Source organism: Oxalobacteraceae bacterium OTU3CAMAD1 (assembly GCA_024123915.1).
In the GTDB taxonomy this organism is placed as follows: domain Bacteria; phylum Pseudomonadota; class Gammaproteobacteria; order Burkholderiales; family Burkholderiaceae_D; genus Rugamonas.
On the sequence record CP099650.1, the window covers coordinates 5,374,043 to 5,394,405 of the forward strand.

The 20,363-nt window shown below is 60.7% G+C and carries 17 protein-coding genes and 2 tRNA genes; 7 read left to right on the plus strand and 12 right to left on the minus strand.

Features of this window, described 5'->3' with window-relative positions; genetic code table 11:
- The first annotated feature begins 3 nt into the window (after positions 1–3).
- Positions 4–1,086 (plus strand): type II asparaginase, encoded by a 1,083-nt coding sequence (locus NHH88_22790; GenBank protein USX12500.1) that lies wholly within the window; start codon positions 4–6, stop codon positions 1,084–1,086.
- A 9-nt stretch (positions 1,087–1,095) separates the two neighbouring features.
- Here NHH88_22790 and NHH88_22795 read toward each other — a convergent pair whose 3' ends face one another.
- Positions 1,096–1,719, minus strand: coding sequence for a flavin reductase family protein (locus NHH88_22795; protein USX12501.1), 624 nt, complete (start codon positions 1,717–1,719; stop codon positions 1,096–1,098).
- A 172-nt stretch (positions 1,720–1,891) separates the two neighbouring features.
- Between NHH88_22795 and NHH88_22800 the strand changes: the two genes are divergently transcribed.
- Positions 1,892–2,341: a GNAT family N-acetyltransferase gene (locus NHH88_22800; GenBank protein ID USX12502.1), complete on the plus strand. Its 450-nt coding sequence runs from the start codon at positions 1,892–1,894 to the stop codon at positions 2,339–2,341.
- 60 nt (positions 2,342–2,401) lie between these two features.
- Here NHH88_22800 and NHH88_22805 read toward each other — a convergent pair whose 3' ends face one another.
- Positions 2,402–3,259: a type 1 glutamine amidotransferase domain-containing protein gene (locus NHH88_22805; protein ID USX12503.1), complete on the minus strand. Its 858-nt coding sequence runs from the start codon at positions 3,257–3,259 to the stop codon at positions 2,402–2,404.
- A gap of 114 nt (positions 3,260–3,373) precedes the next feature.
- Here NHH88_22805 and NHH88_22810 point away from each other — a divergent pair, with 114 nt between their 5' ends.
- Complete coding sequence (locus NHH88_22810; protein ID USX12504.1) at positions 3,374–4,267, plus strand: LysR family transcriptional regulator; 894 nt, start codon at positions 3,374–3,376, stop codon at positions 4,265–4,267.
- A gap of 57 nt (positions 4,268–4,324) precedes the next feature.
- Here NHH88_22810 and NHH88_22815 read toward each other — a convergent pair whose 3' ends face one another.
- On the minus strand, positions 4,325–4,912 hold the full coding sequence (locus NHH88_22815) for a PEP-CTERM sorting domain-containing protein (GenBank protein ID USX12505.1): 588 nt from the start codon (positions 4,910–4,912) through the stop codon (positions 4,325–4,327).
- Positions 4,913–5,231: 319 nt separating this feature from the next.
- Between NHH88_22815 and NHH88_22820 the strand changes: the two genes are divergently transcribed.
- From NHH88_22820 to NHH88_22830, 3 genes are all read left to right on the plus strand, one after another.
- The gene (locus tag NHH88_22820) at positions 5,232–7,184 is read left to right on the plus strand and encodes a CocE/NonD family hydrolase (protein ID USX12506.1); all 1,953 of its coding nucleotides are present in this window, start codon (positions 5,232–5,234) and stop codon (positions 7,182–7,184) included.
- Positions 7,185–7,308: 124 nt separating this feature from the next.
- Positions 7,309–9,408: a TonB-dependent siderophore receptor gene (locus tag NHH88_22825; GenBank protein ID USX12507.1), complete on the plus strand. Its 2,100-nt coding sequence runs from the start codon at positions 7,309–7,311 to the stop codon at positions 9,406–9,408.
- 412 nt (positions 9,409–9,820) lie between these two features.
- Complete coding sequence (locus NHH88_22830; protein ID USX12508.1) at positions 9,821–10,030, plus strand: hypothetical protein; 210 nt, start codon at positions 9,821–9,823, stop codon at positions 10,028–10,030.
- A gap of 39 nt (positions 10,031–10,069) precedes the next feature.
- Here the strand turns inward: NHH88_22830 and NHH88_22835 are convergent.
- From NHH88_22835 to NHH88_22860, 6 genes are all read right to left on the minus strand, one after another.
- Positions 10,070–10,146 (minus strand) — tRNA-Arg (locus NHH88_22835).
- A 67-nt stretch (positions 10,147–10,213) separates the two neighbouring features.
- Positions 10,214–10,290: transfer RNA gene (locus NHH88_22840), tRNA-Pro, on the minus strand.
- Positions 10,291–10,372: 82 nt separating this feature from the next.
- Positions 10,373–11,725 carry a phosphoglucosamine mutase gene (gene glmM, locus NHH88_22845; GenBank protein USX12509.1) on the minus strand — a complete coding sequence of 451 codons (1,353 nt, stop codon included), beginning with the start codon at positions 11,723–11,725 and terminating at the stop codon, positions 10,373–10,375.
- Positions 11,726–11,777: 52 nt separating this feature from the next.
- A complete protein-coding gene (gene folP, locus NHH88_22850) occupies positions 11,778–12,617 on the minus strand; it encodes a dihydropteroate synthase (protein USX12510.1) in 840 nt (279 codons plus the stop codon).
- 82 nt (positions 12,618–12,699) lie between these two features.
- Positions 12,700–14,583, minus strand: a complete 1,884-nt coding sequence (ftsH, locus tag NHH88_22855) for an ATP-dependent zinc metalloprotease FtsH (protein ID USX12511.1) — start codon at positions 14,581–14,583, stop codon at positions 12,700–12,702.
- Positions 14,584–14,794: 211 nt separating this feature from the next.
- Entirely contained in the window at positions 14,795–15,487 is a 693-nt protein-coding gene (locus NHH88_22860) for an RlmE family RNA methyltransferase (protein USX12512.1), read from the minus strand.
- 43 nt (positions 15,488–15,530) lie between these two features.
- On the opposite strand from NHH88_22860, the gene NHH88_22865 reads away from it, so the two are divergent.
- Positions 15,531–16,001: a YhbY family RNA-binding protein gene (locus tag NHH88_22865; protein USX12513.1), complete on the plus strand. Its 471-nt coding sequence runs from the start codon at positions 15,531–15,533 to the stop codon at positions 15,999–16,001.
- Between the two features lie 81 nt (positions 16,002–16,082).
- Here the strand turns inward: NHH88_22865 and NHH88_22870 are convergent, their stop codons facing one another.
- The 3 genes from NHH88_22870 to carB form a co-directional block, all read right to left on the minus strand.
- Positions 16,083–16,565 carry a DUF4149 domain-containing protein gene (locus NHH88_22870; GenBank protein USX12514.1) on the minus strand — a complete coding sequence of 161 codons (483 nt, stop codon included), beginning with the start codon at positions 16,563–16,565 and terminating at the stop codon, positions 16,083–16,085.
- Positions 16,565–17,041 carry a transcription elongation factor GreA gene (gene greA / locus NHH88_22875; GenBank protein USX12515.1) on the minus strand — a complete coding sequence of 159 codons (477 nt, stop codon included), beginning with the start codon at positions 17,039–17,041 and terminating at the stop codon, positions 16,565–16,567. Before greA ends, NHH88_22870 begins: the two co-directional genes overlap by 1 nt.
- Positions 17,042–17,132: 91 nt before the next feature.
- Complete coding sequence (gene carB / locus NHH88_22880; GenBank protein ID USX12516.1) at positions 17,133–20,363, minus strand: carbamoyl-phosphate synthase large subunit; 3,231 nt, start codon at positions 20,361–20,363, stop codon at positions 17,133–17,135.

Genomic DNA, 20,363 nt, shown 5'->3' on the forward strand with positions numbered 1-20,363 from the left:
CGCATGTTACATAACCATAATATTACCAACCGTGTTTACCAAGTTTTACTGGCCTGTACTTTGTTGCTTGGTAGCTATGCGGAGGCAGCGGACAAACTGGCCAATGTGACCATCCTCGCCACGGGCGGCACCATCGCCGGCAGCGGCGCCAGCAGCACGACCACGGTCGGCTACACCGCCGCCACCGTCGGCGTCGACACCCTGATCAAAGCCGTGCCGGAACTGTCCAAGGTCGCCCAGGTCAAGGGCGAGCAGGTGTTCCAGATCGCCAGCGAAAACATGACCAACGAACACTGGCTGACCCTGGCCAAGCGCGTCAACGTGCTGCTGGCGCAGTCCGACGTCGACGGCATCGTCATCACCCACGGCACCGATACGCTGGAAGAAACCGCTTACTTCCTCGACCTGGTCGTGAAAAGCAAGAAGCCGGTCGTGCTGGTCGGCGCCATGCGCCCGGGCACCGCGCTGTCGGCCGACGGCCCGATCAACCTCTACAACGCCGTGCTGCTGGCCGCCAATCCCGACGCCGCCGGCAAAGGCGTGCTGGTGGCCATGGCCGACCAGATCCACAGCGCCCGCGACGTGAGCAAGACCAACACCTCCACCCCGGACAGCTTCAAGACGACCGAACTGGGCCTGCTGGGCTACATCCAGGGCAACAAGCCTTATTTCTACCGCGCCTCGACCCGCAAGCATACGGTTGACACCGAGTTCGACATCAGCAAACTGGACAAACTGCCGCAAGTGGACATCGTCTACGGCTACGCCAACGTCGGCCCGGTCGCGTTGAACGCGCTGGTCGCCGCCGGCGCCAAGGGCATCATCCACGCCGGCGTCGGCGACGGCAGCCTGGCCACTTCGGTCAAAACGGCGCTCGTCGCGGCCCGCAAACAGGGCGTGATGATCGTGCGTGGCAGCCGCGTCGGCCAGGGCATCCTGGCGCGCAACGGCGAAGCCAACGACGACGAGCTGGACTTCGTTGCCGCCGACACGCTCAACCCGCAAAAAGCGCGCATCCTGCTGATGCTGGCACTGACCAAGACCAGTGACAGCAAGGCCGTGCAGAAAATGTTCTACACGTATTAATCGCAGGACTTACGGATAGTCCGGCCGCCGCATGCGGAACAGGCTATCCGCCCCAATCTCGAAGTAATCGGCCGGGCCGCCGCCGCGCAAAATGGTGCGCGAGCCCGCCGTGTCATAGATGCCGTCGCGCAGCAGTTCGTTGGCGATGTGCACACCCACCACCTCCCCCATGATCAGCCAGCCATTGGTCGGCTCGCCCGCCGCGCTTTGCAGGCGGATGATCTGCGTGCATTTGCATTCGAACGCGACCGGACTTTCCGCCACGCGCGGCACCCCGACGATGCGCGACGGCGCCGGCGTCAGCCCCGCCAGCACGAACTCGTCCACCTCGGGCGGCGCCGGCGCGCAGCTGGCGTTCATCGCCTCGGCCAGCGGACGCGTGGCCAGATTCCAGACGAACTCGCCGGTCTGCTCGATATTGCGCAGCGTATCCTTGCGGCCCTGGCTGGAAAAGCCGATCAATGGCGGCGTGTAGTTGAAGGCGTTGAAAAAACTGTAGGGCGCCAGGTTCAGGTTGCCCGGTTCGCCGCGCGAGGAAATCCAGCCGATCGGGCGCGGCCCGACGATGGCGTTGAACGGATCGTGCGGCAGGCCGTGGCCCTGGGATGGCTGGTAAAAATAGCGTTCGGTCATATGGTTCCGGTCAGTGCGGCGCACGATGGCGCCATGGCCGATTTTCGCACAAGGATTCGACTTGTGCTTTGGACCGGACTGGTGCGTCCACGAGCGAATACCTGTGACGCCGCCCTTGCGCGACCGGCGCGCGAGGTTTACGCTTGAGCACCTTCTCTGCCGAATGCCCTACATGATCGAAGAATTGCAATTCCGTCCGCTCAAGGCGCCCCTGTCGAACAAGGCGCTGGAAGCCTACCGCAAGGACGGCAACTTGTCCGGGACGCGGCCGAAGCCGTCGTCTGCGGACGCGCGCGGCAAAGTCCAGTGGGTCAGCGTGGAATGGAAAGCCAAACAAATCGGCATCGCGCGCCTGGAACTGGCGCCGCCGGAATTTTGCTACCTGTCGGAGCTGATTATTTCGAGCAAGTTCCGTGGACGCGGCGTCGGCCGCTGGTTCATGGCGCGCATCGAACAATTTTGTCATGCCCAAGGCATACGCCGCCTGCTGCTCGAAGCGGCCGACGGCACCGAGTCGTTCTACAAAGCGCAGGCGTTCGTGGCCGATCCGTTGCTGCCGAACTTGCTGAAAAAAGACATTAATCCCTTCCAGCGCAAGATGTTCGTGCCGATGGGCGGATAAATGTCGTAGCGTCCGGGCCGCCGCTGACGCGGCCGCGCCGGGCATCAGGGCTTCAGGGCTTCAAGGCTTCAGGCGCGCGAGCAGCTGGTCCGCCACCGCCGACGCCGAGGCCGGATTCTGACCGGTGATCAACTCCCGGTCGACCACCACTTTGCTTTGCCAGTTGGCGGCGCTGCCGTAGACACCGCCCGCGCGCTGCAAGGCTGTCTGCGGCAAGAACTTCATCGTGCCGCCGTTTAACATGCCTTTGGCCGCCTCTTCCTCGCTATTGCTAATCACAGTCATCTGGTAGCCGGCGTAGATCCATGCGGGCGCTGTCCTGACAGCGGCGGCCGGCGACGTCAGCTTGCGCGTGAACTGCTCGGGCTCCTCCAGCGCCGACAACAAAGCGATCGGTCCGTGGCACACCAGCGCCGTCGGCTTGGCCCGCGCATGGAAGTCGCGCAGCAGGCGGCCCAGCGCCGCGCTGTGCAGCAAGTCCTGCATCGGCGCGTGGCCGCCCGGGACGTAGACCGCGTCGTAGCGCGCGTAACCGCCCTGCTCGATCCGCGCCAGGCTGACGACCGGCGATTGCTCCGCCGACGTGATGCGCAATTTTTCCAGCAGCGCCAGATGCTGTTGCATGCTGGCTTCGTCATTATCGAAGTACATCTTATCGACCGAATTGCGGTCCAGCGTAGGCGCTTTGCCCAACGGCGTGGCGAAGGTAATGGTATGCCCCGCGTCCAGCAGCTTTTTGACCGGCTGCATCAATTCGTTGGCGTAAAAGCCGGTGTCGAAGGTGCGGTTGTCGCGCAGTTCCAGCTGCGAGGCGTCCGACAGGACGACCAGCACATGGGCGGCGTTTGCGTTCAGGGCTGCGAGGCTCAACGCCACCGCGGCGGCGGTGGCGGCGGTTTTGCGGATGGTAAGTGTCATGAGAGTGCTCCTGTAAGGTGTTTGGCAGTGGTTTTGCAGTAGCGCTACTCTATTGATGACTGTAAAGTGTGTAAATAACCGAAAACTCAAATCATTTGTTCTTTGAAGGCTGGAATGGGACGTCAATTCGATCACATGGCGGATGTGGAAGCGTTTGTGACCATCGTCGACAAGGGCACCATCAGCGCGGCGGCGGTGGCGCTGGGCACCACGCCCTCGGTACTCAGCCGCGCCGTCGCCCGGCTCGAAGCGCGCTTGGGCGTGCAACTGATGCGCCGCACGACGCGCCGCCTGAGCGTGACCGAGGCCGGCACCTTGTATCTGGAACAGGCGCGCAGCGCCTTCGGACTGATCGCCGATGCCGAGCGCGCCATTCAGGGCCGGGGCGGCGAACTGTCAGGCACGATACGCATCAGCGCGCCGACGACCTACGGCCACTACCGGCTGCCAGGGATGCTGCGGCCGTTCATGGAGCGCCATCCGAAAGTCATGATCGAATTGAGCATTTCCAACCGCAATGTGGATCTGGTCGAAGAAGGCTACGACATGGCGATACGGCTGGGGGAGTTGGCCGACAGCGGCCTGGCGGCCAAGCGCCTCGGCGACGCCGACGTCTGCCTGGTGGCCTCGCCCGACTATCTGCGGCGCGCGGGCACGCCAATGGGGCTGGAGGATCTGGCCAGCCACGCTTGCCTGCCGTTCACCATGCCAAGCACCGGCCGGCTGTCGCCGTGGCTGCTGAGGGTGGAAGGCAAGGATGTCGATTGGCTGGCGCCGGCGCGCATGCGCGTGGCCGATGATGTGCTGGGGGTGGTGACCTTGGCGCAGCAAGGCCTGGGCATTTGCCAGACCTACCGCTTTGTCGCCGACGAGCGGCTGCGGGCCGGCCAACTGGTCGAAGTGCTGCCGGCGTTCGGGGGCCGCAGCAAACCGTTTTCACTGATTTATCCGCCGCATCGGCGCATGTCGGCCGCTTGCCGCGCGTTGATCGATAGCTTGCAGCCATAAAAAAACGCGTCTGAGTTCGTAGGCTCAGACGCGTCGGACAACACCTACCCTAGGTTCTTACGCTTTTTTGGCTTGCTTGCGGCGTGCGACAAAGCCCAGCAGGCCCAGGCCGGCGGCCATCATGCCGTAGGTTGCTGGTTCTGGCACTGCCGATACGGCGATGGTCAGGTCGGAGCCGTAAGCGCCGCCGCCGGTGCCGGCGACCAGACCGTCAACTTGAACGAAATAGCTGCCTGCCGACAGGCCGGTCGCGGTCAATTCCCAACGATCGGTCGGATGCGCACCACCACCGGTGACGTTGCTGCCTGCGTAGGTGCCCAGCACGGCGCTGGTCATCGGATCATATTTCACCAGGTTGAACGAGGTGATCTGCAGATCCTTGACCGTGCTCGACGCCAGGTAGCTCGACGTCAGCGAGGTGGACGAGTCGAAATTGGAGTTCAGAACGAACATATACTTGTCGGTGAACGTGTTGGTGCGGTCAGCGCTACCGTAGGTGTTGCCGAAGTGCGCGTTGAAACCGCCGACGCCATCGCTATCCAGGTTGATGCTGACGGTTTGTCCCACGTTCGCGGCGAAAGCTGCCGAGCCGAACAGGCTGGCGCCCGCGATCATCGATGCCAGCAAGATATTTTTAATTTTCATTTTTGTTTCCGCAGTAGTTAGTATTTAAGCAATTAGAGTTACCGAACACCCTTATTCGGTGATGCGGAGAATATAGTTTTGTCTCCGCGCCAACTGTGCGGTAGCCAACATAAGTGTCGAAATGTACAAATTATTGCCGATATAACATCGATGACGGTTGTTAACAAATTCTGTGGATAAGGCTGTTAACAAGCGTCAAACCCATCACGCAAGTTGATGTTTTTAAAGAGAAATATGGTGATGCGCAAATTTGTCGCAGCCAAAGTTATCCACTGGCATTACACTAATGCATCTTTGCCTATCAGATCACAAGGAACCCATGAAATCGCGTCTTACCGCCCTCGCTCTCGCCCTCAACGCGCTCGTGCTGGGCGGACTTTGCTTCCCGGTCACCGCCGCCGCCATCGACGCGCCGGCCAAATACAATCTGCGCGAGCACTACACCAAGTACGAATATCGCATTCCGATGCGCGATGGCGTGCGCCTGTTCACCGCCGTCTACGTGCCCAAGGATGCGACCAAGCGCTACCCCTTCCTGATGGAACGCACGCCCTATAGCGCCGGCGTGGACATTGAGGACGAGCTGCACTACGGCGTCGACTTTTATCCGGACCATGTCGGACCGTCGCCCGAGTTCGAGCAAAGCGGCTATATCTTCGTGCAGCAGGATGTGCGCGGCCGTTACATGTCCGAGGGCAAGTGGCAGGAGATGACGCCGCACGTCAACGCGAAGCGCGCCAAGGGCGAAGGCAACGAGAGCGAAGACATGCACGACACGGTCGAATGGCTGTTGAAAAACGTCCCCAACAACAATGGCAAGGTCGGCATCCTGGGCATCTCGTATCCGGGCTTCTACACCTCGGCCAGCATCATCGATTCGCATCCGGCCATCAAAGCCGCCTCACCGCAGGCGCCGGTGACCAACCTGTACATGAACGACGATTCGTATCACGGCGGCGCCTTCATGTTGTCGGCGAACTTCGACTTCTACTCGGCCTTCGTCGATGTGCCCAACCCGACGCCGCTGCCGAAAACCTGGACCCGCTTCGACTACGGCACCGCCGACGCCTACGAATTCTTCCTGTCGCACCTGACGTTGTCCAACATCACCAACACGATGACGGCAAACCAGCGCACGCTGCTGATGCCCACCATCGAACATGCGACCTACGACGAATTCTGGAAGGCGCGCGACATCGCGCCCCACCTGAAAAACATCAAGGCGGCGGTGCTGACGGTGGGCGGCTGGTACGACGCCGAAGACCTGCAGGGGCCGCTGACAACCTACAGCACGATCAAGCGCAACAATCCCGGCATCTACAGCGGCCTGGTGATGGGCCCGTGGTCGCATGGCGGCTGGAGCCGCTACGACGGCAAGAGCCTGGGCCATGTCCAGTTCGACTCGAAAACCGGCGAGTACTTCCGCAACCAGATCGAATTGCCGTTCTTCGAGCAGCATCTGAAAGGCGTTCCAAACAAGAACGTGTCCGAGGTGTATGCGTTTGAAACGGGCAGCAACGTCTGGCGCAACTACGCGGCGTGGCCGCCAAAGCAGGCCCAGGCACGCACCCTGTATCTGGGACCGAACGGCACGTTGGACTGGAAGCAGCCGGCCGCCGGCGCCGCCCAGGCCTTCGACGAGTATGTGGCCGATCCGCGCAAGCCGGTGCCGTACACCGCCTATCCGGCGACCGGCGTGCCGAAGGAATACATGGTGGGTGACCAGCGCTTCGCCTCCACCCGGCCGGACGTGCTGACCTACCGCAGCGAGGTGCTCGAAGAAGACGTGACCTTGAGTGGCCCCGTCAAGCCACGGCTGTTCGTCTCCACCACGGGCACCGACGCCGACTGGGTCGTCAAGCTGATCGACGTCTATCCGGCAAGCTATCCCAACAGCGGCCACAGCGACGAACACCACACCGACGTGCCGAAACCGACGCTGAGCATGGCCGGCTACCAGCAACTGGTGCGCGGCGACCCGCTGCGCGGCAAGTTCCGCAATGGTTTCGAGAAGCCGCAGCCGTTCACGCCGGGCAAGGTGGAGGCGGTCAACTACACGATGAGCGACGTCAACCACACCTTCCGGCGCGGGCACCGCATCATGGTGCAGATCCAGAGCTCTTGGTTCCCGCTGGTGGACTTGAATCCGCAGACCTTTGTCGACATTCCTAAAGCCAAGCCGGAGGACTTCCAGAAAGCGACACAACGGATATATCGCGCGCCGTCGATGTACTCGGGCATCGAAGTGCAGCTGTTGCCGGCGACGCGCTGATTCGGCGCCGATTCTTGCGTTGCTAGCATCTTAGGAGGATAATCAGATGATAATTATTCCTATTTAGCCAGCGAAGTGTCATGCGACCCAAGTAGCCAGCCAACAACTACTTCAAGGTACTCACATGACACTGACCAAGACCCCGCTGGCCTTGATGCTGGCCAGCCTCTCCTTTTCCAACGCCGCGCTGGCGCAAACCGGCGCGGTGCCCGACCAGGCCATGCCGGTCGTGACCGTCAGCGGCGAAGCCGACGGCTACCGCCCGACCACCTCCACCACCGGCACCAAGATCGACGCGCCGCTGCGCGACATTCCCCAAACTATCAACGTCGTGCCGCAGGAACTGCTGCGCGATCAAGGCGCGCGCTCGATGCAGGACGTGCTCAAGGCCGTGCCCGGGATCGGCATGTCGCACGGCGACGGCCAGCGCGACCAGGTCACCATTCGCGGCTTTAGCGCCATCAGCGACCAGTTTGTCGACGGAATGCGCGACGATGCGCTGTATTTCCGCGATTTGTCGAATGTCGAGCAGATCGAGGTCATCAAGGGGCCGGCTTCGGTGCTGTATGGCCGTGGCTCGTCAGGCGGCATGATCAACCGCATCACCAAGAAGCCGGGCATCGACCGTAGCGAAGTGAGCCTGCAGGTGGGCCGCTGGGGCCAGAAACGCGGCGAGTTCGACCTGGCGCGCAATTTGACGGACAACGGCGTCGCCTTCCGCGTGACGGGCGCGGCGGAAGACTCGGACAGCTACCGCGACCAGCAATTCCTCAAGCGCCAGGCGCTGGCGCCGTCGGTGCAATTCAAGCTCGGCGCCGACACATTGTTGCTGCTGCAGGCGGAATATCTGAAAGACAAGCGCGTGACCGACTTCGGCATCCCCTCGTATCAGGGGCGCGCGGTCGACGTGCCGGCCGGGACCTACTACGGCGCGGCCAACGCCGAAGACTTCGACTACAGCGAGTCGGAAGTGAAAGCCTACGGTTTCACCTTGGATCACCGCTTCAATCAGAAACTGTCGATCCGCAACGCCTTCCGCCACTACGATTACTCGCTCGACCGCAACAACACGCTGGTCGGCTCGGTGAATGAAGCGGCGCGCACCGCCTCCCTCACCCGTGGCAATGTCGCGCGCGACGAGGATGGCTATTCGAACCAGACCGAGCTGACCCAACTGGCGGAACTGGCCGGCATGCAGCATCAGATACTTTACGGTGTCGAGTTCGGCAAGCAGAACAAGAACCAGCTGGTGCGCTCGCAACCCAACGTTGCGACCGTGTCATTGTTTAATCCGGTAAATCCGGTTGTGCCGTTCACGGCCGCCGGCGCGCCGACGTCGAATAACCTGGGCATCTTCAAAATCGCCAGCGCTTATTTGCAGGACATGGTGACGTTGGCGCCTCAATGGAAAGCGCTGGCCGGTATTCGCTACGACCGGTTTGAACAGGAGAATGTCGAAAGGCGCGTAGGCGTTCCGAGTGTCAGCCGCACCGATCGCAATTGGAGTCCGCGCGCGGGCCTGGTTTATCAGCCGAACGCGGTGCAATCGTATTACGCGTCGTTCAGCCGTTCGTTCCAGCCGTCGGGTGAAGGATTCGCCTTAACCACCGCGAATGCGCAGATCGCGCCAGAGATAACCAAGAATAAGGAAATCGGTGCCAAATACGACTTATTCAATGGCCGCGCCTCGGCAGGTGTATCGGTATTCCAGCTGACTCGCACCAATATTAAAACTGCCGATCCGCTGACGCTTCAGCTGTTACCTCTCGGAACGCAGCGGACTAAAGGCATCGAACTGACGTTCAATGGCGATCTGGGGAATGGCTGGAAAACGTGGGCCGGTTATTCCTATTTGGACGCGGCGATGATCTCTTCGATCGCACGGGATGACGGCCAGCCCGTTCAAGGGAAACGTCCAACATTAACTCCAAAGCACGCGGCCAATTTATGGGTAAGCAAAGCGCTCGGCGGTAGTTTCGGCATTGGCGGTGGCGTGAATTATGTCGGCGACCGTTTTGCAAATCCGGGCAATACGGTAACGCTGCCTAGCTACGTTACTGCGGATGCGATGGCCTATTATCGTCACGCGGGTATCGATTTGACCTTAAACCTGACGAATCTGTTCGATCGCGCCTACATCGTAGCTGGCCACGGCAGCAGCAAGAACTTGAACCTGCCCGGCGCCCCCCGCTCAGTGCAGCTGACCGCCCGCTACCGCTTCTAAGGCAAGACGTGCCAGAAATTGGTGTAATGAAGCTAATTTTTGGCACTGACAAACTTCTTCCAGAACGCGTAGAGGTACTGAACCTTTCTGCCCGGAAGGCTGTCTAACCCATACGTCGGCTTCGGCAGCGAAAATTCGTACCCTAGAAAACGACAACCGCATGGCAACGTGTACATTGGCACTTGAATTGATTGCTGAAGAGACTTTGGCGCGAATTAGTGTGCGTGAGGTTGATTTGGCCGTAATCAAATCAAGTTATGCAACTAAAGAGGACGTCGCCAGCTTGAGAGAAGAGATCGCAAAGTCGAAGGCGACTTTACGCAAATGGTTTATAGGAATCACAGTGACAATTTCGAGCTCAGCCTTCGCTGCAGCCAAATTTATTAACTAGTCGGCGATCGAAAGATTCACCATGGAAGACCGCAGATCATCACTTGAATCAATAAACCAAAATATCTTGGATCGTCTGTCTGCGTTGGAGGTTGATTTAGCCGTGGTGAAATCAAACTACGCAACGAAAGAGGATCTTGCAAAGATGGAGGGCACGCTGCTGAAATGGTTTATCGGAACAGCGGTTGCCATTTCAGGCATAGCATTCGCGGCAGCGAGATTTATTCACTAACTGCGGCGACCCGCTGAAATAACGATATAAGAAATGTTTTGGCCTGCCCAGCAGGAATCGAACCTGCGACCCTTAGCTTAGAAGGCTAATGCTCTATCCAACTGAGCTATGGGCAGTCACGACAGCGAGAATTCGCCGCAGAAATGAAAAACGGGTTGTCTATGACAACCCGTTTAGTGTTTTTGGTCGGAGTACAAGGATTCGAACCTTGGACCCCCTGGTCCCAAACCAGGTGCGCTACCGGGCTGCGCTACACTCCGAAGACAGTATTCTAACGCTTGGCGCCCTCGCCGTCAATGCAAGGGCCAGCTTAATCGTTCATTGCTGAACTCAGTTGTCACCCTAAGCCGCCAGTTGGGCTTCCACTTTGTCGGCGATGCGCTGGGCCATCGAATCGGCGTCCTTGGCGTTACGTGCTTCGACCATCACGCGGATCAAAGGTTCCGTACCCGAGGCGCGGATCAGCACGCGGCCGCTGCCTTCCAGTTCGCGCTCGACCTTTTCCTTTTCGGCCACCATGGCGGCGTTCTTGGTCCAGTCGAAACCGGGCGCGACGCGCACGTTAACCAGGGTCTGCGGGAACAGCACCAGCTCCGCAGTGCACTCCTCCAGCGATTTGCCGGCGCGTTTGAGTGCCGACAGCACTTGCAACGCCGAGATGATGCCGTCGCCGGTGGTGTGTTTGTCCAGGCACAGCAGGTGGCCCGAGCCTTCGCCGCCCAGCAGCCAGCCCTTGTCCTGCATCACTTCCAGCACGTAGCGGTCGCCGACCTTGGCACGGGCGAAACCGACGCCCTTCTCTTTCAACGCGACCTCGACCGCCATATTGGTCATCAGGGTGCCGACGGCGCCCGCCACCGGGCCGGTGGCCATGCGGTCCATGACCATCAGGTACAGCAGCTCGTCACCGTTGTAGAGGCGGCCATTGGCGTCGCACATGATCAGGCGGTCGGCGTCGCCGTCCAGGGCGATGCCGAGATCGGCGCCATGCGCGCGCACCGCAGCCGCCATCGCTTCCGGCGCGGTGGCGCCATGGCCGAGGTTGATGTTGAAGCCGTCCGGCTTGTTGCCGATGGCAATGACTTCCGCGCCAAGCTCGTGGAATACGTGCGGGGCGATGTTATAGGCGGCGCCGTGCGCGCAGTCGACCACCAGCTTCATGCCGCGCAGGTCCAGCTCGTTCGGGAAGGTGCTCTTGCAGAATTCGATATAGCGGCCCTGGGCGTCGTCCAGGCGCTTGGCACGACCCAGTTTTTCCGACGGCACGCACACCATCGGCAGGTCCAGCGCCGCTTCGATATCGAGTTCGACCGAATCGGGTAACTTGGTGCCCTGGTCGGAGAAGAATTTGATGCCGTTGTCCTGGAACGGGTTGTGCGACGCCGAGATGACCACGCCGGCCGACAGGCGCAGCGCGCGCGTCAGGTAGGCGATCGCCGGGGTCGGCATCGGGCCGGCCAGCATGACGTCGACGCCGGCCGCCGAAAAGCCGGCCTCGAGCGCAGCTTCAAGCATGTAGCCGGAGATGCGCGTGTCCTTGCCGATCAGGACCGTCGGTCGCTTGCCGCCGGTGCGCGGAACGCCCGCCAACACCTTGCCGGCTGCGTAGCCGAGTCGCATAACGAAGTCAGGCGTGATTGGCGATTCGCCGACCAGACCGCGGATACCATCGGTGCCAAAATATTTACGTGCCATGTTGTGTGCTCTTTATCGTCGGTGTCGTTATTGTGTGATGTCGTTATTGGTTTTAATGTGCCGCCTGCCATACCTTGAGGGCGTCGACCGTTTCGGCGACGTCGTGCACGCGGACGATCACCGCCCCGTGCGCCACCGCCGCCAGCGCGCCGCCGACGCTGCCGGCCATGCGCTGCTCGACCGGTTTGCCCGTCACCGCGCCGACCATCGATTTACGCGACAAGCCGGCCAGCAACGGCATATCCAGTTCCTCAATCAACCGCCTTGTGGCTCTGAGTAAGGCGTAATTATGCTCCACCGTCTTCCCAAAGCCAAAGCCGGGATCGATACACAATCGACGGGGATCAATTCCCGATGCGATCATGGCATCGATCCGTTCCCGCAAGAAAGCAATCACCTCGGCCACCACGTCGGTGTACGACGGCGCCAGCTGCATGTGTTGCGGATCGGATTGCATGTGCATGATACACAGCGCGCAGTCGCTGTCGCGCACCGCCTCCAGCGCGCCCGGCGCGCGGAAGCCGTTGATGTCGTTGATCATGTCGACGCCGGCGATGATGGCTTCGCGCATCACCTGCGGCTTGTAGGTGTCCACCGAGATCGCCGGCCCCTGGTCGCGCAGCGCGTACAGCACCGGCATCACGCGGCGCAACTCGTCTTCCAGCGGCAGCGGCGGCGCGCCGGGGCGGCTCGATTCGCCGCCGACGTCGATGATGTCCACGCCGTCGAGGATCATTTGCTCGGCGTGCGAAATGGCGAATTCCAGCGACTGGTAATGGCCGCCGTCGGAAAACGAATCGGGGGTGACGTTGAGGATGCCCATTACGCGGGCGCGCGCGGACTCACCTTGCAGGGGGTAATTGAATCGGCCGAACTGTAGTGTGGATCGCATGAAGAAAACGGGTGGGGGAATGAAAAAGGGCGAGGATTTCTCCTCACCCTTGTCTCTGCTAGCGGACCGTGCGGCCCACTGCTTAGGCCGGTGCCGTCACGCTAGGCGTCACGCCGGTGCCGCCGTCGCTAGGCGGCTGTTTGCGAATCGTCACACCAGGTTTCGGTGGACGTGGCTCCAGACCGGCCATGATGTCGTTGATCTGGTCCGCGTCGATGGTTTCCCATTCCAGCAGCGCCTTGGTCATGACCTCGACCTTGTCGCGGTTCGCTTCGAGCAGCGAGCGGGCCAGCTTGTACTGCTGGTCCAGGATGTTGCGGATCTCGGCGTCGACCATTTGCTGGGTCGCTTCCGAAATCGTCTTCGACGCGCCGCCGAAGAAGCCGTCGTTCTGGCTGTCCTCGTAGACCATCACGCCCATCGCGTCGGACATGCCGAAGCGGGTGACCATCGAGCGGGCCACCTTGGTGGCGCGCGAGAAGTCGTTCGAGGCGCCGGTCGACATCTGGCCGACGAAGATTTCCTCGGCGATACGGCCGCCGAACAGGATCGAAATCTCTTCCAGCATCTTGTCCTTGTAGCCCGAAATATTATCGTGCTCAGGCAGCTGCCAGGTCAGACCCAGTGCCCAGCCGCGCGGCATGATCGTCACTTTGTGGACCGGATCGGCCTTGGGCAACAGCTTGGCGACGACCGCGTGGCCCGACTCGTGGTACGCGGTGTTGCGGCGCTCTTCCTCGCGGATGATCATCGACTTGCGTTCCGGACCCATGAAGATCTTGTCCTTGGCATCTTCGAAGTCGATCATGTCGACCAGGCGCTTGCTGCGGCGCGCGGCGAACAGTGCCGCCTCGTTGACCAGGTTGGCCAGGTCGGCGCCCGAGAAGCCAGGGGTGCCACGGGCCAGGATGTCGGCCTTGACGTCGGTGCCGATCGGCACTTTGCGCATGTGCACGTTCAGGATCTGCTCGCGGCCACGGATGTCCGGCAGGCCGACCGAAACTTGACGGTCGAAACGGCCCGGACGCAGCAGCGCTTTATCCAGCACGTCGGCGCGGTTGGTCGCGGCGACCACGATCACGCCGGACGACGCTTCGAAACCGTCCATCTCCACCAGCAACTGGTTCAAGGTCTGTTCGCGTTCGTCGTTACCGCCGCCCATGCCGGCGCCGCGGTGACGGCCGACAGCGTCGATCTCGTCGATGAAGATGATGCAAGGCGAATGCTTTTTGGCGTTCTCGAACATGTCACGGACGCGGCTGGCGCCGACACCGACGAACATTTCAACGAAGTCCGAACCGGAGATCGAGAAGAACGGTACCTTGGCTTCGCCGGCGATGGCGCGCGCCAGCAGGGTTTTACCCGTGCCCGGCGGACCGACCATCAGCACGCCGCGCGGAATGCGGCCGCCCAGTTTCTGGAACTTGCTCGGATCCTTCAGGAAGTCGACGATCTCGTTGACCTCTTCCTTGGCTTCGTCGCAACCGGCGACGTCGGCGAAGGTGACGGTGTTGTTCGATTCGTCCATCATGCGCGCCTTCGACTTGCCGAAGGAGAACGCGCCGCCCTTGCCGCCGCCCTGCATCTGACGCATGAAGAAAATCCACACGCCGATCAGCAACAGCATCGGGAACCACGACACGAACACTTGCTGCAGGAACGATGGCTCCTCAGGCGGTTTCACGTCGAAACGGACGCCGTTGTCGCGCAGGTCGCCCACCAGGCCGCGATCGAGGATCGTGGCGGTGGTGCGCACCTTGGTGTCATCGCTGCGGGTCGCGGTGATGTTGCCACCCTCGATCACGACATCCTTGATGCGCTTGGCTTTCACGTCATCCAGCAAATCGGAGTAAGCGATGGGTTTGGCGCCGCCTGCAACGCCATGGCTATCGAACTGCTTGTAAAGCATAAGCAGGAGCAGTACGACGACTACCCAGATGGCTGATTTGGAAAACATGTTATTCACGAAAACTCCTTGGATGCGGGGCGCATCTTTTAACCTAGGGCTAGAAACCCGATTTTACTCGTAATAAGCAGGCGGTGCCAGAAGCCCACCCGTGCGCAGGGGTGTAAACCCAGCAGAAAGGCACATTATTTGATCAAAATATGGTGCGGATCAAGACAAAAGTACGCTTCCTTGCTGCATGTGCGGCCCGTACGGTAAAAAACAAGAGCGATCAAGGACGGAATTGGTCGGATTCTAACGGCTGAGCCGATGCCATGCCGTCGGTGGGGTTTTTCAAACCACGGCCGAGCAGGAAAATCTCGGACGATTTGTCGCGGCTGGCTTTCGGTTTTTTCTGCACCACCGTTTTAAACTCTTGGCGAAACTTCAACACTATATCGTTAAAACCCATGTCTTTAAAACATTTGACCAGCAAGGAACCGCTAGGTTTCAAATGCGCCTGCGAGAATTCTATTGCCAGATCGATCAGATGCTCCATGCGCGCGGCGTCCGCGCTGGCGATGCCGGACAGGTTGGGCGCCATATCTGATAACACAACGTCAACTTTCCGGCCCTTCACGAGATCTTCCAGTTGCTGCAACACCTCCGGCTCGCGGAAATCGCCCTGGATGAAATGGAAGTCGGCGATCGGCTCCATCGGCAGCATGTCGAGGCCGATCAGCGTGCCGTTAATGCCGCCGCCATCCTTGCCGGCCAGCTTGCGGCGCACGTATTGGCCCCAGCTGCCGGGAGTGCAGCCGAGGTCGACGATGACCTGGTCGGGCTTGATCAGGTGCTCGTCCTCGTCGATCTCCTTGAGCTTGAAAGCGGCGCGGGCGCGGTAGCCCTCTTTTTGCGCTAATTTCACGTAAGGGTCGTTAATGTGGTCGTGCAACCAGTTTTTGTTTAATTTCTTCTTCTTCATTCGCGTAGAATACTGCCTTTAAGGGAACCACTAAAAATATATTATGCAAAAACTTACACCCGTTGAGCGCAGCGCCCTGCGCGCCGAAGCTCACGCGCTGAAGCCCATCGTTCTGATCGGCGAAGCGGGATTGACCGCCAACGTCCTCAAGGAAATCGCCCTGGGCCTGGATTCGCACGGCCTGATCAAGGTTCGCGTGTTCGGCGACGACCGCGAAGCCCGCGCCGCCATGTACGACACCATCTGCGAGCAACTGGACGCCGCCCCGGTGCAACACCTCGGCAAGCTGCTGGTCCTGTACCGCCCGAAAGTGGAAACCACGAAGGAACGTTCGACGTCCGGCAAGGGCTTGCGCGAAGTGACCATCGTCAAGCCTAGCCCGAGCGGCACCAAACGTCCGTCCGTGACCAAGGTGCTGTTGAAAGGGAATGAACGCGTGACCCAGGGCGGCAACATCAAGCGCGCCAAGCCACAGCAGAAATCCTCGAAGAAGAGCGCTCTGGGTTCGAAATAACGGCGCTAGCGGCACCGTTGAACCCCGCACCCCGTTGGCCCGGGGTCTGACCCCAAGGGGTCAGACCCCATCGGTTTGGGGTTACTGTTTGATCACCAGCCACGCGGCCAGCAAGCTCTGCACCAAAAACAGCCCGCTGGAAATGCCGTGCAGGATGCCGAACTCGTTCTTGGCAGCCGACTCCATCACACCGCCCGGCCCCGCTGCGGCACGCAGCGCGCCCATCATCGGCTGCAGGCCGAAGTGCGACACCAACGTACATCCCAGCATCACCAGGATCACCGCCATCAATGTACGGCGGGATTTGACCTCGGAGTTGCGGGCCGACCCGGCGAAAATCCCGGCTGTCTCCGTGCCCTTGCTCACCCACACCAGCACCAGCATGATCGCGGCGCAGGCGATCGACAGCCATGCGAGGTTGTTGAAGAGGCTGGCGGCAATCGTGCCGGCCAGCACGCGGTCGGTCAAGGTGGCGAACAAGGTCGGGGCGGCCAGGTAGCCGATCGCCCACAAACTGCCCGCCCACAAGGTCGCGACCAGCAAACGGATACGCGCAAGTAGCATCAGATGTAACGCACTTCCAGAATTTCGTATTCGCGCGGGCCCGACGGCGCCTGCACTTCCACCACGTCGCCGGCGGATTTGCCGATCAGCGCGCGGGCGATCGGCGAGGTCACCGACACTTTGCTCAATTTCAAATCCGCCTCGTCCAGACCGACGATCTGGTAAGTCACTTTCGCGCCCGATTCCAAATCTTCGAGGTCGACGGTCGACGCGAACACGACGCGGCCTTCGGCGTCCAGGGTGGTCGGATCGATGATTTGCGCTGCGCTCAGCTTACCTTCCAATTCCGCGATGCGGCCTTCGACGAACGCCTGGCGTTCCTTCGCGGCATCGTACTCGGCGTTTTCAGACAGGTCGCCATGGGAACGCGCTTCAGCAATCGCGTCGATCACGATACGGCGTTCTTTGGTCTTCAACTGGTGCAACTCTTCTTTCAAGAGCTCGGCGCCGTACTTGGTAAGTGGAACTGAAGTCATGTTGTTTATTTACTCTGGTTTTACAATGGAAAACCACAGAGGCCACGCCAACTGCAGCGCGAGCTCTGTGGTTCAAAAGTACTGCTAAGCCTTAGTGTAAGGTTTTATGCAGCCCTTGTAAATCGTACACTTGCAGTTCGTCCAAATGACGAATGCCCTCGACCGCCGCTTCGGCGCCGGCGATGGTGGTGTACGTCGTCACGCGCGAGGCCAGCGACGAGGTGCGAATCGCGCGCGAGTCGGTGATGGCGTTGCGCTTCTCTTCGACGGTGTTAATCACCAGCACGATCTCGTGGTTCTTGATCATGTCGACGATGTGCGGACGGCCTTCGACCACCTTGTTGACGGCGGTCACCGGAATGCCGGCGGCCGAGATCACGGCGGCGGTGCCCTTGGTGGCCACCAGCGAGAAGCCGATCTCCACCAGGTCGCGCGCCACTTTCACGGCGCGCGGCTTGTCGGACGATTTCACCGACAGGAACACCTTGCCCGACTTCGGCAGCTTGACGCCGGCGCCCATCTGCGACTTGACGAAGGCTTCGCCAAAGGTCTTGCCCACGCCCATGACTTCGCCGGTCGACTTCATCTCGGGTCCGAGGATGGTGTCGACACCAGGGAATTTCACAAACGGGAACACGGCTTCCTTGACGCTGTAGTAAGGCGGCACGACTTCGGTCGTGATGCCCTGCTGCGCCAGGGTCTGGCCGACCATGCAGCGCGCCGCGATCTTGGCCAGTTGCAGGCCGGTCGCCTTGGACACGAACGGCACCGTGCGCGATGCGCGCGGATTCACTTCCAGCACGTAGACCACGTCCTTCGATTCGCCGTCGACGTCCTGCTTCTGGATCGCGAACTGCACGTTCATCAGGCCGACCACGTTCAGGCCCTTGGCCATCAGCGAGGTTTGACGCTTCAGTTCATCGATGGTTTCCTGCGCCAGCGAGTACGGTGGCAGCGAGCACGCCGAGTCGCCCGAGTGGACGCCGGCTTGTTCGATGTGTTCCATCACGCCGCCGATGAAGGTGGTTTCGCCGTCGGAGATGCAATCGACGTCGCACTCGATGGCGTCGTTGAGGAAGCGGTCCAGCAGCACCGGCGAATCGTGCGATACCTTGACCGCTTCGCGCATGTAGCGTTCCAGGTCGCGCTGCTCGTGGACGATTTCCATCGCGCGTCCGCCCAGCACGTACGAAGGACGCACCACCAGCGGGTAGCCGATTTCCTGCGCCAGCGCCAGGGCGTCGGCCTCGGTGCGCGCGGTGCGGTTGGGCGGCTGGCGCAGGTCCAGCTTTTGCAGCATCTTCTGGAAACGCTCGCGGTCTTCGGCGGCGTCGATCATGTCCGGCGAGGTGCCGACGATCGGCACGCCGTTGGCTTCCAGGTCCAGCGCCAGTTTCAACGGGGTCTGGCCGCCGTATTGGACGATCACGCCGACCGGTTTTTCCAGATCGACGATTTCCAGCACGTCTTCCAGGGTCAGCGACTCGAAGTACAGGCGGTCGGAGGTATCGTAGTCGGTCGACACGGTCTCCGGATTGCAGTTGACCATGATGGTCTCGTAGCCGTCTTCGCGCATCGCCAGCGCCGCGTGTACGCAGCAGTAGTCGAATTCGATACCCTGGCCGATACGGTTAGGGCCACCGCCCAGCACCATGATCTTTTTCTTGTCGGTCGGGTTGGACTCGCACTCTTCATCGTAGGTCGAGTACATGTACGCGGTGTTGGTCGAGAACTCGGCCGCGCAGGTGTCGACGCGTTTGTACACCGGACGGATGTTCAGTTCATGACGACGGGCGCGCACGGCCTTGGCATCGGTCTGCAGCAGGAAGGCCAGACGGCGATCCGAGAAGCCTTTTTGCTTCAGCTTGTACAGCACGGTCTTGTCCAGCTGTTCCAGCTTCTGCGTGTCCATCCACAGTTCCAGATCGACGATCTCTTTAATCTGGATCAGGAACCATGGATCGATCTTGGTCAGCTGGTGTACTTCTTCCAGGGTGAAGCCCTGGGCGAAAGCGTCGCCCACGTACCAGATACGCTCCGGACCTGGCTCGCCCAGTTCCTCTTCGATCTTCTCGCGGTCCTTGGTCTTCTCGTTCAGGCCATCGACGCCGACTTCCAGGCCGCGCAAGGCTTTCTGGAACGACTCCTGGAATGTGCGGCCGATCGCCATCACTTCGCCGACGGATTTCATCTGCGTAGTCAGGTGGTGGTCGGCGGTCGGGAATTTCTCGAACGTGAAGCGCGGGATCTTGGTCACGACGTAGTCGATCGAAGGCTCGAACGAGGCCGGGGTCGCGCCGCCGGTGATCTCGTTGCGCAGCTCATCGAGCGTGAAGCCAACGGCCAGCTTGGCCGCCACTTTGGCGATCGGGAAGCCGGTGGCCTTGGAGGCCAGCGCCGACGAACGCGATACGCGCGGATTCATTTCGATGACGATCATGCGGCCGTCGGCCGGGTTGATCGAGAACTGCACGTTCGAACCGCCGGTGTCGACGCCGATTTCACGCAGCACCGCCAAGGAGGCGTTGCGCATGATCTGGTATTCCTTGTCGGTCAGGGTCTGCGCAGGCGCCACGGTGATCGAGTCGCCGGTGTGCACGCCCATCGGGTCCAGGTTCTCGATCGAGCAGATGATGATGCAGTTGTCCGCCTTGTCGCGCACCACTTCCATCTCGTACTCTTTCCAACCCAGCAGCGATTCTTCGATCAGCAGCTCGTTGGTCGGCGACGCTTCCAGGCCGCGTTTGCAGATCGCTTCGAATTCTTCTTCGTTGTAGGCGATGCCGCCGCCGCTGCCGCCCATCGTGAACGATGGACGAATGATGGTCGGGAAGCCGACGTCGCGCTGCACGGCCCACGCCTCGTCCAGCGAGTGCGCGACGCCGGAGCGTGCCGAACCCAGGCCGATCTTGGTCATCGCGTCCTTGAACTTGGAGCGGTCCTCGGCCTTGTCGATGGCTTCCGGCGTGGCGCCGATCAGCTCGACCTTGTATTTGTCCAGGATGCCGTGGCGATGCAGGTCCAGCGCGCAGTTCAGCGCCGTCTGGCCGCCCATCGTCGGCAAGATCGCGTCCGGCTTTTCCTTGGCGATGATCTTCTCGACGACTTGCCACGTGATCGGCTCGATGTAGGTCACATCGGCCATTTCGGGGTCGGTCATGATGGTCGCAGGATTGCTGTTGACCAGAATGACTTTGTAGCCTTCTTCGCGCAGGGCCTTGCAGGCCTGGGCGCCGGAATAATCGAACTCGCAAGCCTGGCCGATAATGATCGGACCAGCGCCAATAATCAGAATACTTTTTATGTCTGTACGTTTAGGCAT

What these genes read in the sequence shown, in the direction of transcription:
- NHH88_22790 (USX12500.1), top strand. Translation starts at nt 4, where the DNA reads ATGTTACATAACCATAATATTACCAACCGTGTTTACCAAGTTTTACTG.
- NHH88_22795 (USX12501.1), bottom strand. Translation starts at nt 1,719, where the DNA reads ATGACCGAACGCTATTTTTACCAGCCATCCCAGGGCCACGGCCTGCCG.
- NHH88_22800 (USX12502.1), top strand. Translation starts at nt 1,892, where the DNA reads ATGATCGAAGAATTGCAATTCCGTCCGCTCAAGGCGCCCCTGTCGAAC.
- NHH88_22805 (USX12503.1), bottom strand. Translation starts at nt 3,259, where the DNA reads ATGACACTTACCATCCGCAAAACCGCCGCCACCGCCGCCGCGGTGGCG.
- NHH88_22810 (USX12504.1), top strand. Translation starts at nt 3,374, where the DNA reads ATGGGACGTCAATTCGATCACATGGCGGATGTGGAAGCGTTTGTGACC.
- NHH88_22815 (USX12505.1), bottom strand. Translation starts at nt 4,912, where the DNA reads ATGAAAATTAAAAATATCTTGCTGGCATCGATGATCGCGGGCGCCAGC.
- NHH88_22820 (USX12506.1), top strand. Translation starts at nt 5,232, where the DNA reads ATGAAATCGCGTCTTACCGCCCTCGCTCTCGCCCTCAACGCGCTCGTG.
- NHH88_22825 (USX12507.1), top strand. Translation starts at nt 7,309, where the DNA reads ATGACACTGACCAAGACCCCGCTGGCCTTGATGCTGGCCAGCCTCTCC.
- NHH88_22830 (USX12508.1), top strand. Translation starts at nt 9,821, where the DNA reads ATGGAAGACCGCAGATCATCACTTGAATCAATAAACCAAAATATCTTG.
- glmM (USX12509.1), bottom strand. Translation starts at nt 11,725, where the DNA reads ATGGCACGTAAATATTTTGGCACCGATGGTATCCGCGGTCTGGTCGGC.
- folP (USX12510.1), bottom strand. Translation starts at nt 12,617, where the DNA reads ATGCGATCCACACTACAGTTCGGCCGATTCAATTACCCCCTGCAAGGT.
- NHH88_22860 (USX12512.1), bottom strand. Translation starts at nt 15,487, where the DNA reads ATGAAGAAGAAGAAATTAAACAAAAACTGGTTGCACGACCACATTAAC.
- NHH88_22865 (USX12513.1), top strand. Translation starts at nt 15,531, where the DNA reads ATGCAAAAACTTACACCCGTTGAGCGCAGCGCCCTGCGCGCCGAAGCT.
- NHH88_22870 (USX12514.1), bottom strand. Translation starts at nt 16,565, where the DNA reads ATGCTACTTGCGCGTATCCGTTTGCTGGTCGCGACCTTGTGGGCGGGC.
- greA (USX12515.1), bottom strand. Translation starts at nt 17,041, where the DNA reads ATGACTTCAGTTCCACTTACCAAGTACGGCGCCGAGCTCTTGAAAGAA.
- carB (USX12516.1), bottom strand. Translation starts at nt 20,363, where the DNA reads ATGCCTAAACGTACAGACATAAAAAGTATTCTGATTATTGGCGCTGGT.